General features: G+C 66.6%; 11 protein-coding genes and 1 pseudogene. 4 read left to right on the top strand and 8 right to left on the bottom strand.

Annotated elements, in window-relative coordinates:
• Positions 1-3: 3 nt before the first annotated feature.
• Positions 4-1,509: a serine/threonine-protein kinase gene (locus AKJ09_RS36240; protein ID WP_240488703.1), complete on the bottom strand. Its 1,506-nt coding sequence runs from the start codon at positions 1,507-1,509 to the stop codon at positions 4-6.
• Between the two features lie 12 nt (positions 1,510-1,521).
• Positions 1,522-1,614: pseudogene (locus tag AKJ09_RS56405) on the bottom strand (zf-HC2 domain-containing protein); the annotation flags it as partial.
• A 36-nt stretch (positions 1,615-1,650) separates the two neighbouring features.
• Between AKJ09_RS56405 and AKJ09_RS36235 the strand changes: the two are divergent.
• Positions 1,651-2,568 carry a sigma-70 family RNA polymerase sigma factor gene (locus AKJ09_RS36235; RefSeq protein ID WP_146652416.1) on the top strand — a complete coding sequence of 306 codons (918 nt, stop codon included), beginning with the start codon at positions 1,651-1,653 and terminating at the stop codon, positions 2,566-2,568.
• 42 nt (positions 2,569-2,610) lie between these two features.
• Here the strand turns inward: AKJ09_RS36235 and AKJ09_RS36230 are convergent, their stop codons facing one another.
• From AKJ09_RS36230 to AKJ09_RS36210, 5 genes are all read right to left on the bottom strand, one after another.
• Positions 2,611-3,021 (bottom strand): cupredoxin domain-containing protein, encoded by a 411-nt coding sequence (locus AKJ09_RS36230; RefSeq protein ID WP_146652415.1) that lies wholly within the window; start codon positions 3,019-3,021, stop codon positions 2,611-2,613.
• A gap of 78 nt (positions 3,022-3,099) precedes the next feature.
• Positions 3,100-4,101 (bottom strand): NAD(P)H-dependent glycerol-3-phosphate dehydrogenase, encoded by a 1,002-nt coding sequence (locus AKJ09_RS36225; protein WP_146652414.1) that lies wholly within the window; start codon positions 4,099-4,101, stop codon positions 3,100-3,102.
• 44 nt (positions 4,102-4,145) lie between these two features.
• Positions 4,146-5,552 (bottom strand): ATP-binding protein, encoded by a 1,407-nt coding sequence (locus tag AKJ09_RS36220; protein ID WP_146652413.1) that lies wholly within the window; start codon positions 5,550-5,552, stop codon positions 4,146-4,148.
• Positions 5,553-5,713: 161 nt separating this feature from the next.
• Entirely contained in the window at positions 5,714-6,832 is a 1,119-nt protein-coding gene (locus AKJ09_RS36215) for a hypothetical protein (protein WP_146652412.1), read from the bottom strand.
• A gap of 199 nt (positions 6,833-7,031) precedes the next feature.
• Positions 7,032-7,664, bottom strand: a complete 633-nt coding sequence (locus AKJ09_RS36210) for a TetR/AcrR family transcriptional regulator (protein ID WP_146652411.1) — start codon at positions 7,662-7,664, stop codon at positions 7,032-7,034.
• A 97-nt stretch (positions 7,665-7,761) separates the two neighbouring features.
• Between AKJ09_RS36210 and AKJ09_RS36205 the strand changes: the two genes are divergently transcribed.
• From AKJ09_RS36205 to ettA, 3 genes are all read left to right on the top strand, one after another.
• On the top strand, positions 7,762-9,015 hold the full coding sequence (locus AKJ09_RS36205; RefSeq protein WP_146652410.1) for an HlyD family secretion protein: 1,254 nt from the start codon (positions 7,762-7,764) through the stop codon (positions 9,013-9,015).
• Between the two features lie 6 nt (positions 9,016-9,021).
• On the top strand, positions 9,022-10,569 hold the full coding sequence (locus AKJ09_RS36200; protein WP_146652409.1) for a DHA2 family efflux MFS transporter permease subunit: 1,548 nt from the start codon (positions 9,022-9,024) through the stop codon (positions 10,567-10,569).
• A gap of 179 nt (positions 10,570-10,748) precedes the next feature.
• Entirely contained in the window at positions 10,749-12,422 is a 1,674-nt protein-coding gene (ettA, locus tag AKJ09_RS36195; protein ID WP_146652408.1) for an energy-dependent translational throttle protein EttA, read from the top strand.
• A 143-nt stretch (positions 12,423-12,565) separates the two neighbouring features.
• Here ettA and AKJ09_RS36190 read toward each other — a convergent pair whose 3' ends face one another.
• Positions 12,566-12,916 carry a hypothetical protein gene (locus AKJ09_RS36190; RefSeq protein ID WP_146652407.1) on the bottom strand — a complete coding sequence of 117 codons (351 nt, stop codon included), beginning with the start codon at positions 12,914-12,916 and terminating at the stop codon, positions 12,566-12,568.
• Between the last annotated feature and the right edge of the window lie 6 nt (positions 12,917-12,922).

The raw sequence follows: 12,922 nt of genomic DNA, 5'->3' as shown, positions 1-12,922 counted from the left end.
GATTTATTTGCGGTCGATGAGTCCGCTGCTCTTCGTCTCCGGCACGGCGGAGGGGTGATCGGACAACGCCGTGGGCGAAGGCGTCGGCGATGGCGCAGGAGCCGCCACCGGCACGACCGCCGGATTCGGCGCGGAACGCTTCGGAAGCTTCGTCGGCGGCACGTCGGCAGGACGACGCGCATCGACACGCTGTGCTTCCACGGCGGCATTCGTCGACGATGCTGCTGCGGGCGGCGCGGTCAACGAAGGCGCCGCGACGGGTTCGGCGCTCGCCACCGGCGCGGCTGCGGAAACCGAAGGAATGCTCGCCGTTGTCTCCGCCACACCGACGGCATGGTCAGGCCCCTTCCGGCCGACCACGACGACGAGTGCCACAGCGAGCGCCGCCGCTGCCCCGATCGCTCCGGCGATCATCGCGACGGGCTTCTTCTTCGACGTCGACGCCGTCGTCGCTTCGAACGACGACTTGGCATACGCGGTCAATGCCGGAGCGCCCGACGCACGGCGCGCAATGCGATCGATCGTGTGCTGGAGGGCGGGCGGCGAGAGAACGCGCAGCTCCTCGGCAAGCTCGGCGATCGAGCCATAGCGCTTCTGCGGCTCCTTCGAGAGACACTTTCGAATGACCTCGGCGAGGCGCTCGGGAGCGTCTTTGCGATACGTGCGGACGTCCGGCGCGGCGGCCGTCGCCACGACGGCGCAAAGGCCCGCGATGGTGTCGGCTTCGAAGGGAGGTCGCGCGGTGACGAGCTCGAAGAGGACCACGCCGATCGACCAGACGTCGGTGCGCGCGTCGACGAGGCGCGAGCTCACCATCTGCTCGGGCGACATGTAGCGCGGCGACCCGATCATCGCATCGGACGTCGTGATCTGCGCCTCGCCCGCGCTCTCGACCTTCGAGATGCCGAAGTCGAGAACCTTCACGATGCGCGTGCCGTCCGAACGCTCGGCGAGGAAGAGGTTCGCCGGTTTCAGGTCACGATGGATGATGCCGCGCCCGTGCGCCTCGGCAACGGCTTCGCAAGCCTGCAAGGTGACGTCGAGGGCGAGCTCGATAGGCAGCGGCCCGGCGTCTTCGAGCAAACGCCCGAGATCGGTTCCGCGCAGAAGCTCCATGACGAGGTACGGCGTACCGTCCTCGAGCGAGCCAACGTCGGTCACGCGCACGCTGTGCTCGCTCTCGAGCGAAGCGGCGGCGCGGGCCTCGCGCATCAACCGGGCGCGCCCGCTGCGGGTCGTGGCGGCGGGACCGACGAGGAACTTGAGCGCCACCCGCTGGCCGAGGCCGAGATGCGTGGCCGCCATGACGATGCCCATGCCGCCCGCGCCCAGAACTTCGTCGATGCGGTACTTGTCCGCGACGACGCTTCCGATAGTGACGGGAGCCTTCGGCGCCTGCCTTTCATCGCTGTTCGCCTCGACGGCGGGGGCGGTATCCGCCGTTCCACGAACCGCATCGAATGCAGGGCGCGGGGCGACGGTCGAACGGGCCATCGCCGAGATGAGCATCCTGCATTCTTCGCAAGACGCCATGTGCCGCTCGACTTGGGCCCGCTCTTCGGGGGGAGATTCACCTTGTACGAACGCGAGGATGATGCTTTCGGACGGGCACATGGTCGTTTCGTCGACGAGGCCTGCTATCTTACCGCGATGCTGAACGACGGTCGCCTCTCGCGCGCGTTCGGGGTCGCATGCGAGGTCGCTTTTGGCCCCGACGACCGGGCGCGCTGGTTGGCGGTACCCGATCTCGAAGTGCGTCTCGGGGAGCTTCTCGGCACCGCCCGCGCCGCATGGCCTGGCCTTTCCGTCGGCGACGAAGCCTTCCTCTCCTACCTCGCCGAGCGCCTCGCACCCGATGCCGATACGGCTGACCTCTCGCGACTGCGTGCCGGAGATCTCCTCGTGGCGTGCGGGTGTGCAGCCGGCGACCCAGCGTCGATTCGAGCCCTCGATGCCCACTGCCTGCAGGAAACACGCGGCGCCTTGCAGCGCATGCGCCTGACCGATGCCGTCATCGAAGACGCGCTGCAGAACGTGCGGCGGGTGGTCTTTGCCGGAGACGAAGTGGCGCCTCCGCGCATTCGCGAATACGCCGGGCACGGAGACATTCGCGGCTGGCTGCGTGTCACCGCCGTACGTGCGGCCCTCAAGGTCGTACGGAAGGGCAAGCGCGAGGTCCTCACGCCCGACGACGCGAACGTCTTCACCGAACGCACCGCCGGCACCGATCCCGAGCTTCTCTACATCAAGGCGAAGTACCGCAAAGAGTTCGCCACCGTGTTCCAGGCAGCGCTCGACTCACTCGACGACCGCGATCGCACGATCCTCAAGCAGCACGTCATCGACGAACTCTCGATCGACGAGATCGGCGCGCTCTACCAGGTTCACCGAGCAACGGCCGCGCGCTGGCTCGCGAAGGCGCGCGAAGATCTCCTCGGACGCACGCGCGAGAAGTTCATGAAGCAGGCGCGCGTGAGCCGCGAAGAGTGCGAGAGCATCCTGCGGCTCGTCCAGAGTCAGCTCGACGCGACCATCCGGCGGCGCCTCTCCTACGCGTCGGGCGAGTGAGCTCCGTCGGCGAAGCGCTCGCCCCGACTCACGCCGACCGCGTCACTGCGCCGAGATGACGACCGAGCTCTTGTACATTCCCATGCCGCACTGGAAGGTGAGCGTCTGCTCCTTGTCCGTCGGAACGGGGATCGTGACGGGCATGCCCTTCGGGAGGTCCTTCCTCACGTTGAGCTCCGGAAAGACGACCTCGGTGGCGCACGTCTGATCGGTCGTTCGCGTGAAGACGAGCGTGGTGTGCGCGCCCTTCTTCAGCTTGACGGAGCTCGGCGAGAAACCGTCTTCACCGGCGGTGATGGCGACGGGACCGCCCTCGGAGGTGACCGACGAAGTCCCGGCCGCCTTCTTGTTGCAACCCATCCCAGCGACGACCCCCACCACGAGCACGCCTCCCGAGACGAGGCGGGAAACGCGGGAAAACATCGGAGCCACGACGCCGAAGCATTGACGCATGACTTCTTTGTTTACCACTGTGCTCGCGACGCGGGGAAGCGAGACCGCGCACACGAAGGCCCGTGGACAGCGCGAGCGTCAGACGGTGAGCTTCAGCGACGCGAGCGTGGGAGCAACCTCAGCGCCTTCCCACACGATCGCGTTGAGGGCCTTGAGAAACGGCAGATCGCGTACGCCGTGCTCCTGGGCCCAGCGCCATGCGGAGGCGATGGCGGCATAGCCCTCGGTCAGCTGACCGGCCGCGAGCATCTCCGCGGCGACCTGCTTGGCAGGCGTGCCCTTCCCTACCCGCTCGCCGAACGCGCGGTTTCGCCCCGCCGCCGCCGTCACGTGGAGATCGCCGACGCCCGCCGCGCGCTGCACCGTCTCGCGAAGGCCGCCGCCAGCCTTCACGAGGGCTTCCATCTCGACGATGCCCTGCGTGAAGCACGCCGCGCGTGCGTTGTGACAGTCGGCGCCGACCATGCCGTCCCAGAGACCGAGGCCGGTCGCATAGGCGTTCTTCATGGCCGAGCAAATTTCGGCGCCCGCGATGTCGTCCGACGTGGCGATCTGCATGTGCGGGGCGCCCATCACCGCCGCGCACGTGCGGGCGTCTTCGAGGCGTTCGCCCGCGAAGCACATGAGCGTGAGGACGCGCCGCGCGATTTCGATCGCCTTGGCAGGTCCTGCCGCGTGCACGAAGCGCAGCTTGCGCCCGGCGATCTCCGAGAGGACGACGTCGATTCGATCCATCGCGCCGGAGCGCGACGGCAGAAAGCCCTTCGTGACGCTGAGCACGGGGACGTCCGGAATGTGCGGGCCGGCCTTCTCCATGACTGCCATCGCACCATCAGAGCTCACGCCGTGGATGACGAGCTCGGCTCCCGCGAGCGCTTCGGCGAGCGCGCCACTGCGCATGGGCACGATGCGCGCGTCGACGACCATCTTCAAACGCGGATGCTCACGCCGCTGCTCGACCGCCTCGATCATGGCGTCGTCGAGCCACGTGCCCCACAGCCGGACGTCGTGACCGCCCATGGCAGCAACCTCTGCCATTGCCGTGCCCATGTAACCCGCACCGAGGACCGTCACGCGCATGACCGTCCAATATCACGATCGCGCGGTCACCCGCGTGACGAGCGTCAACCGACCGAGACTGGCACCTTCGACCAAGAATTCGCCGCACCGTCGTGGCGCGGGAGCATCACGCGAAAGACCGTCTCGCCGGCACGCGAGGCGACGGAGATCGTGCCTCGATGCGCTTCGGCCACCCGCGACGCGATGAAGAGCCCGAGACCGAGCCCTTCGCGCGACCGTGTCAAGCGACTGACCTCGAACGGATCGAAGAGACGCGAACGGACATCGGAGGGGATTTCACCTTCGTTCGTGACGGTGACGACGACCGAGCTCGCCGAGCTCCCGTCGATCTCGACGCGAATGGGGCTGTCGTTGCCGCCATGACGAATCGCATTCGTGATCAGATTGGAAACGAGCTGACCGATGCGCACTTCGTCCCAATCGCCGAACGTGTCGCCCTTCTTCGTGAGATCGAGCGCGCGCGTGGGGTGTGCGAGGGCCAACTCGCCGACGACGCGCTCGGCGACGGCGCCGAAGTCCATTCCCACGCGTTGGAGAAGCGGAATGCCGCCGCCCAATCGAGCGCGTGCGAGGTCGAAGAGCTCCTCCACCATGCGCGACATGCGTTGGCCGCTCGAACGCACGAGACTTGCGACGCGACGCTGCTTCGCGTCGTGCGCGCGCGCGAGGAGCAAGTCGGCCCCCATCGAGACCGTGGCCAGGGGCCCACGCAGCTCGTGGGCGACGACCGCCAAGAACGTCTCGTTCAATTTGAGCGTCGACGCGAGCTCGTCGCGCAACTTGCGCGCCTCGGCCTCTTCGCTACGGAGCGCATCCATCTGGCTGGCGACCTGCTCGACCGCATGAACCCGAAGTGCGCCTTCGATGGCAGCACCCAGGCTCTGCACGACGACGCCGAGCAAGGGGTCCGCCGTGGCCGCGAGCGCCGAGATGTCGAGCGCTGCGACGATGACGCCGTTCACGCCCCGAATCGGAACGCTGTAGCAAACGAGATTGCGTGCGGCGGGGTCGAAGTGGGCGCGCCCGATAACGGCGACGGCCGTTCCCTCCTCGAGCGCGGTGCCCATGCCGTTCGTGCCGCGCATCGCCTCGCACCAGCGTGTCCCCTCGACGAGACCAGGACGCGCCGCACGATCTTCGAGGCCGTCCACACCGTACGTGCGGAGGATGACGCCCTCGGCGTCGGTGACGACGACCGCGCAGCCGCGCGAGACGAGCTCCTCGGCCGCCGAAGCGAGAAGTCGATCGGCCGCTGCGAGCAACGCTGCCGATCGCGCCTGGCGCTCGGCCACCGCCGACGCAGCGACGCACAGGCCAATCGGTTTCGACGAGACGAGATGCTTGGCGCGCGCCGAGCGCGTCCACCGCGTGACGACCGGATCATCGTCCGGAGCGCTGCCTTCCTCGAAGCGAGACCAAAGGTCCGGCCCCGGATCCCCCAGAGTCAGCATTGCCTCCCTAGTAGCATGCGTCCAAGGCGCTACAAGACAGCGCGGCGTCGTTCCTTTGGGCTACGACTCGATGCCCCACTTGGGCACGCATGCAGAATGCACTGGTCGCTCCGAGAATCGCGGACTTGGCCCGTTCGCGACCCATGGTCATTTCACCCGACCTAATGGGGCCTAAACGCGGCGAGGAGCTCGGCGAGAATGAGCAGCACGACAATGATTTCGAGAAGCTCCGCGCGGGAGGTGTCCACTTCGCCTTTGAGGAGGTCGAAGGCGCGCGCGACGAGACCGAGCTTTGCCTCCACGCTCTCTCGCCAGTCCGGAACGCGAAACCGTTTGATGGCCGCGAGGTAGACGCGCGCGAGGTAAACGTCACCGACCGACTTGATGGCGTTGTCGACGCGCTCGCTGAACTCCGTGAGCTCCATGAAGCGCCGGAGCACGTCGCGCGTCAGCCCACGGTACGGACTCCGGAACACGCGCGGCTTGCTCTTCTCGACATGCTCATAGACCCGCGCGAGCTGCGCATCGAGAAGGGTGTCGTAGTAGCGAAACTCGAGGAGCTGACAGGTCGCGAGTTCGAGGAGGAACGGAACGATGCGTGAGCCGTTCGGTTCGACGACGAGGGCGCTGTTCCAGTCGACGATGACGAGGTCGTCTTCGAGGTACGAAAAGGCGTTGCCGAGAACGTCTCTGCGCACAGTCGCGTTGAGGGGCTTCTCGCTCGTCTCGCCGAGAAGGAGCTTGGCAACGACCTCCGAGTCGGCGAGGCCATCGAAGCTCGTTCGCCCATCATGTCCGTCCGCGTCGGCGAACTTCTCCACGAACACGATGGTGTAGGTCTCGACCTCGGCCCAATCGTGGGGCTTCTCGACGCTCGAGCCAAGACGCTTGAGGAGCTCTTCGCGGTGCTTCTTGCCCTCCGCATCCAGCTCGGAAGCTTCGTAGAGCGCGTCGCAGAGTGGGATCAGCTCCTGAAGCGACGATCCCGGCACGATCGGGACGTCGTAGAGGATCGAGAGCGCGCCGAAGTCGAAGACGTGCGCCGACGCGCGTGCCGGGAGCCGCATGCCGAGCGAGGGCACGACGATGTCGAGCTCGCCGAGATCGATAGCGAGCGGGCGCACGGGAATGACGAGGCCCTCGACAAGGGTGCCACCGAGCTTGAAGCGACTCGAGCCCTGCACGAGCCGTTCGGCCACGTCGAGTGCGATGGTGTCTCCCACGTCGACCACTCGGTACGCGAGGATGCGGCCGCGTTCGACGACGAGAGGCGGAGACACTCCGCCAAGCTACAGCGCAAACTCCGTTGCGCTGATTGAAAAATCAAACGGAGTTTGCGACAGACTTGCGCGAACGGCCGTGGCCCGTGCAATTGGTCGCCGCAGTCGTGAATATGAAACGAAAGGCGCGACCTGAACGTAGGTCCAAGAGGACCGCGCGAACGACGAGTGCCGTTGAAAACGGAGCGGCCCGCTACCGTTAACGACCTCGTGATCCGCGCTTGCCGACGTTCTCCGCTCCCGTCACGACGAGATCGACGAGCGCGATGATGGTCGCCTGATCGATCTTCTCGTTGAACCGCATGGCCCTCGCAAAGAGCGGCGACGTGATTGCATCGACGACCAGATCCGCCGGCGTATCGTGCGGAAGCTCGCCGCGAGCAATCGCGCGCGTGATGACCTCGGCATTCTTGGCCCGCTTCTGATCGCGCAAGAGGCGCGCGAGCGCGTCCACCTCGGGCGTGCCGCCCTCGACCACGATGAGACGAGAGACCGCGCGGCCTTCGGGCTTGCGAGCGAAGGCGAGCGAACGACGGACGAGCTCGATGAGGTCACCGCGGATCGTTCCGGTGTCGGGCAGCGGCTCGTCGAAACCCGCCACCGACCGGATCGCATCGGCGATGAGCTCGCTCTTCGTCGGCCAGCGGCGGTAGACAGTGGTCTTGTTGACCTTCGCGAGAACAGCCACGTCTTCGACTCGGAGAGCGCTGTAGCCGACCCTCGCAAGCTCAGCCACAGCTGCCTCGAGCACATTTTCCACGACACGGGCACTGCGTCCGCCGCATCGAACCCCTGCCGTACGGCGCTGCGCGCTGCCTGCCGTGTCGGTCATGGGGAGACAATGGCAACATCTCGTTGCCTTTTCAAGCCCTCGATCGTAGCTTCCCAAAGGCAAACGACAGTTGCGATTAGGAAGGCATCAAGAATCCATGGCTCTCGACGAAGCTGCCCCCCACGCGGACATTGCTGCTCCCCGCGCGAAAGACACGACCGATGCGGCTGCCGCGACCGGGGCCAAGAAGCCGGGTAAGGCACGCACGATCCTGCTCGCCGTCGGAGGCATCGCGGCCGTCGTCGGCGGTGGATACGTCATCACGCACCGTGGTCTGGAGTCGACGGACGACGCTCAGGTCGACGCCGACGTCGTCGCCGTCGCGCCGCGCACGTCCGGCATGGTCGTGAAGGTGAACTTCAGCGACAACGAGATCGTGAAGGCCGGTCAGGTGCTCGCCGAGATCGACGACGCGCCGGCCAAGGCCCGTCTCGCGCAGGCCGAAGCCAACCTCGCCGCCGCCGTTGCCAATGCCTCGGCGGCCGATGCCGACGCCCGCCTTTCGACGGTCGGCGCCCACGCCAACAAGTCCGCCGCCAGCGCGTCGTTCAGCGCCGCGTCGGCCAGCGCGACGGGTTCGCGCGACCAGGTTCTCGAAGCCGAGGCGCGCATCTCCGCAGCCGAAGCCACCCTCTCCCAGGCCACGATCGACCGCGATCGCGCGGCCAAGCTCGTCGCGTCAGGGTCCGTCTCGCAAGTCGAACTCGATCGCGCGAAGACCTCGTTCGACACCGCGACTGCCCAGCTCGCCCAGGCGCGCGCGAGCCTCGCCAACATCCGTGCGAGCGTCGCGCAGGCGTCGAGCCGCGTGCAGGAAGCCTCGGCGAACGTCACCAAGGCGAGCGAGGTCGACGTGTACGTCGCCCAGGCCGACGCGCGCGCGAAGGCCGCCCATGCGCAGGTCGAGCAGCTCAAGGCCGTTCGCGACCTCGCTTCTCTCGATCTCTCGTACACCAAGATCACCGCGCCGTCGGACGGCGTCGTCTCGAAGAAGTCGGTCGCCGTCGGGCAGACGCTCTCGATTGGCTCGCCGATCGTCCAGCTCGTGCCGACGCAGGCCGTGTGGATCACGGCGAACTTCAAGGAAACCCAGATCGGCCATATGCGCGCAGGTCAGCCTGCCGAAGCCACCATCGACGCGTTCCCCGGCGTCACCGTGCATGGCGAAGTCGAGAGCTTCTCGGCGGCCACCGGCGCGCGCTTCGCGCTTCTCCCGCCCGACAACGCGAGCGGCAACTTCACGAAGGTGGTCCAGCGCGTGCCCGTGAAGGTCAAGCTGACGAACGTGCCGACGTCGGTCGTGCTCCGTCCGGGCATGAACGTCGATCTCACGATCAACACGAGGCACTGATTCTCGATGGCCGAACAAGGCTCCAACAAGTGGTTGGTCGCGGTCGCGGTCGCCCTCGGCGCCCTGCTCGAGATCATCGACACGTCGATCGTCAACGTCGCGCTCACCGACATGCAAGCGTCGCTCGGCGCGACGCTGACGCAGATCACGTGGGTCATCACGAGCTACGCGATCGCGAACGTCATCATTCTTCCGCTGAGCGCCTGGCTCGGTAACCGCTTCGGCAAGAAGAAGTACTTCATCTTCTCGCTGGTCGGCTTCACGGCGGCGTCGATGCTCTGCGGCATGTCGACCACGCTGTGGATGCTGACCGTCGCGCGCGTGCTCCAAGGCCTCTTCGGAGGAGGCCTGCTCGCCAAAGCGCAAGCGATCCTCTTCGAGACCTTCCCGCGCGAAGAGCAGGCCATGGCGCAAGGCTTCTTCGGCGCCATCGTCATCGCCGGCCCCGTCATCGGTCCGACGCTCGGCGGCTACATCGTCACCAACATCAACTGGCGCTGGATCTTCTTCATCAACCTCCCCGTCGGCATCGCCGCCACGTTCATGTGCGTCACGGCCCTTCCGGCCGACAAGAAGAAGACAGGCCCGAACGCCCCGGTCGACTGGCTCGCGATCGCCCTGCTCGCCATCGGCATCGGGTGTTTCCAGACCTTCCTCGAAGAAGGCTACACGGACGATTGGTTCGAATCGCCCTTCGTCACCACGATGGCCATCCTCGGTGGGCTCGGGATGGTGCTCTTCGTCTTCCGCGTCCTCGGCGCGAAGGATCCCGTCGTCGACCTGCGCGTGCTCCGCTACCGCTCGCTCTGGGCGGGCAGCATTCTTTCGGTCGTCGTCGGTATGGCGCTCTACGGTGCGCTCTTCGCCATCCCGATCTTCTCGCAGAACGTGATGCACTACACGTCGCAGCAGACCGGTGTTTTGCTCCTTCCGGGCGCGCTCACGTCGGCCTTCGCGATGCCCATCGTCGCCATCCTCATCCGAAAGTTCGACCCGCGAATCGTTCTCGTCGGGGGCGGCCTGATCCTCGCGAGCGCGGTCGTGCTCCTCGCGCAGCTCACACCGTCGACGGGTTCCGACGACCTGTTCTGGCCGCTCGTCATCCGCGCCTTCGGAACGGTCTTGATGTTCCTGCCGCTGAGCATGTCTGCGCTCGGGCCGATCCCCAAGGAAGACGTGGCGGGCGCGACAGCGCTCTTCAACCTCACGCGTCAGCTCGGCGGAAGCGTCGGCGTCGCGCTCCTCACCACGATCCTGGGCAACCGTCAGACGTTCCACCGCTCCGTGCTCATCGAGCACCTGGCCGTGACCGATCCGGACGTCCAGTCGCGCGTGGCTCAGCTCACCGGTGGGTTCGTGGCCAAGGGCGCCGACTTGCTCAAGGCCAAGCAAATGGCGCTCACCATCCTGGACGGCTCGACGCGCATCCAGTCGTCCGTCATGGCCTTCAACGATACGTTCTGGATCACGGCGACGCTCATCGTCATCACGCTTCCGCTCGTTCTCTTGCTGGGCAAGCCCCCGAAGGGCGTCAAGGTCGAAGCCGGTCACTGACGCCGGATCCTGATCGGATACTGACCAGAGACTGAACATGATGGCTGGGGGCGCAGCGCCCAAACGCTCCCCAGCCGGCTCGCCCCTGACGCAGTAGCGACGCCTGCCGAAGCAGCCAATCGCGTTCGCGCGCTTCTTGTTCTCGTGCGCTCGGGACCGCGCTACCCTGCCGGGTCCCCATGCCCGAGTTCATTTTCACGATGCAGGGGGTGACGAAGGTTCACCCCCCGGACAAGAAGGTCCTCGACAACATCAACCTCTCGTTCTTCCCGGGAGCGAAGATCGGGGTCATCGGTGCGAACGGCTCAGGCAAGAGCTCGCTCATGCGCATCATGGCCGGCGTCGACACCACGTTCGGCGGCGAGGCGCGCCCCCACCCGGGCACGCGCATCGGCTACTTCGCGCAAGAGCCTGACCTCGGCTCCGCGAAGACCGTGGCCGAGGCCGTCGATCAGGGCGTTGCCGAGACGCGCGCGCTTCTCACGCGCTTCGAGGAGATCAGCGCGAAGCTCGGCGAGCCCATGGACGACGACGCGATGACCGCGCTCCTCGACGAGCAGGGCAAGCTCCAGGACAAGATCGACGCGGCCGACGCCTGGAACCTCGATCGCCACGTCGAGCTCGCCATGGACGCCTTGCGCGTCCCCCCGGCCGACGCCGAGATCAAGAACCTCTCCGGTGGTGAGAAGCGGCGCGTCGCGCTCTGCAAGCTCCTCCTCTCGCGCCCGGACATGCTCATCCTCGACGAGCCCACGAACCACCTCGACGCCGAGTCGGTCGCGTGGCTCGAGCACTTCCTGCACGAGTACCCGGGCACGGTCGTCGCGGTCACCCACGATCGCTACTTCCTCGACAACGTCGCCGGCTGGATCCTCGAGCTCGATCGCGGCCGCGGCTTCCCGTTCAAGGGAAACTACACCGGCTGGCTCGAACAGAAGTCGGCGCGTCTTTCCCAGGAAGAGAAGACCGAGTCCGCACGCCAGCGAAAGCTCAAGCAAGAGCTCGAATGGGTGCAGGCCTCGCCGCGCGCGCGCCAGGCCAAGAGCAAGGCTCGTCTCGCTGCGTACGAAGAGCTCTCGGCCGCCGCGCAGAAGGGCCCGTCGGATCCGACCGAGATCTCGATCCCGCCCGGACCGCGCCTCGGCGACCTCGTCATCGAAGCCAACGGCCTCGGCAAGGCTTACGGCGACAAGCTGCTCTACGACAACCTGAGCTTCCTTCTCCCACGCGCCGGCATCGTCGGCGTCATCGGTCCCAACGGCGCCGGCAAGACCACGCTCTTCCGGATGCTCGTCGACCAGGAGAAGCCCGACAAGGGCGCGCTGCGCCTCGGCGAGACCGTGAAGATCTCGTACGTCGATCAGTCGCGCGACGCGCTCGAAGGCGACAAGAGCGTCTGGGAAGTGATCAGCCGCGGCGAGCCGAACATCACGCTCGGCAAGCGCGAAGTGAACAGCCGCGCGTACTGCGCGTGGTTCAACTTCAAGGGCTCCGACCAGCAGAAGAAGGTCAAGGATCTCTCGGGCGGTGAGCGCAATCGCGTCCACCTCGCGAAGCTCCTCAAGGACGGCGGCAACCTGCTCCTCCTCGACGAGCCCACGAACGACCTCGACGTCGAGACGCTCCAGGCGCTCGAAAACGCGCTCCTCGGCTTCCCGGGCTGCGTCGTCGTCATCAGCCACGATCGCTGGTTCCTCGACCGCATCGCCACGCACATCCTGGCGTTCGAAGGTGACAGCCAGGTCACCTGGTTCACGGGCAACTACCAGGCCTACGAAGAGGATCGAAAGAAGCGCCTTGGCGACGATGCCGAAGTCCCGAAGCGCGTGAAGTACCGCAAGCTGTCGATCTGATCGCCGGCGATTCCCGTGCTCCCTTCACGCCGCTGGATAGGCAGGCGGCGTGAAGGGATTGTTGCGGGAACGGCGTAGCTCGCCGGCGAAATGAGCGGTCGAGGCACGTCGGCGAAAAGGCCGATTTGGTCGCGCCAACGCCGTCAGCGATACGGGCCGCGCGGACCGCGCGGACCGCGCGGATGGGGCTCGCCCTCTTCGAGAACGACGTCGGCCATCGAATGACCAGCGCGCTCGGCCATGGCTGCGGCGAGGGACGCCGACAGGGCATCGAACGCCGCGTGGCTCGCCGCGGCCCTCCCATAGAGGGCGGTGGGAACGCGGACGATCACGCGGTGGCCGTGCATCGGGCCCTTCGTACCTTCCCAAGCGAGCACGTCGGGATCGACGTAGACGCTCCCCTGCTCGAGGAGCTCACGGGCCAAGGCGTCGCCGAAGGGACCGAGATGGGCGAGCGCTCGGAGTCGTAGGGCTTCGTCGACGCGCGCGCTCATCGGAGG

The organism is Labilithrix luteola (genome assembly GCF_001263205.1).
Classification (GTDB): domain Bacteria; phylum Myxococcota_A; class Polyangia; order Polyangiales; family Polyangiaceae; genus Labilithrix; species Labilithrix luteola.
The sequence above is the reverse complement of the archived record's forward strand: the minus strand, read 5'-3'. Positions and strand labels throughout refer to the sequence as shown.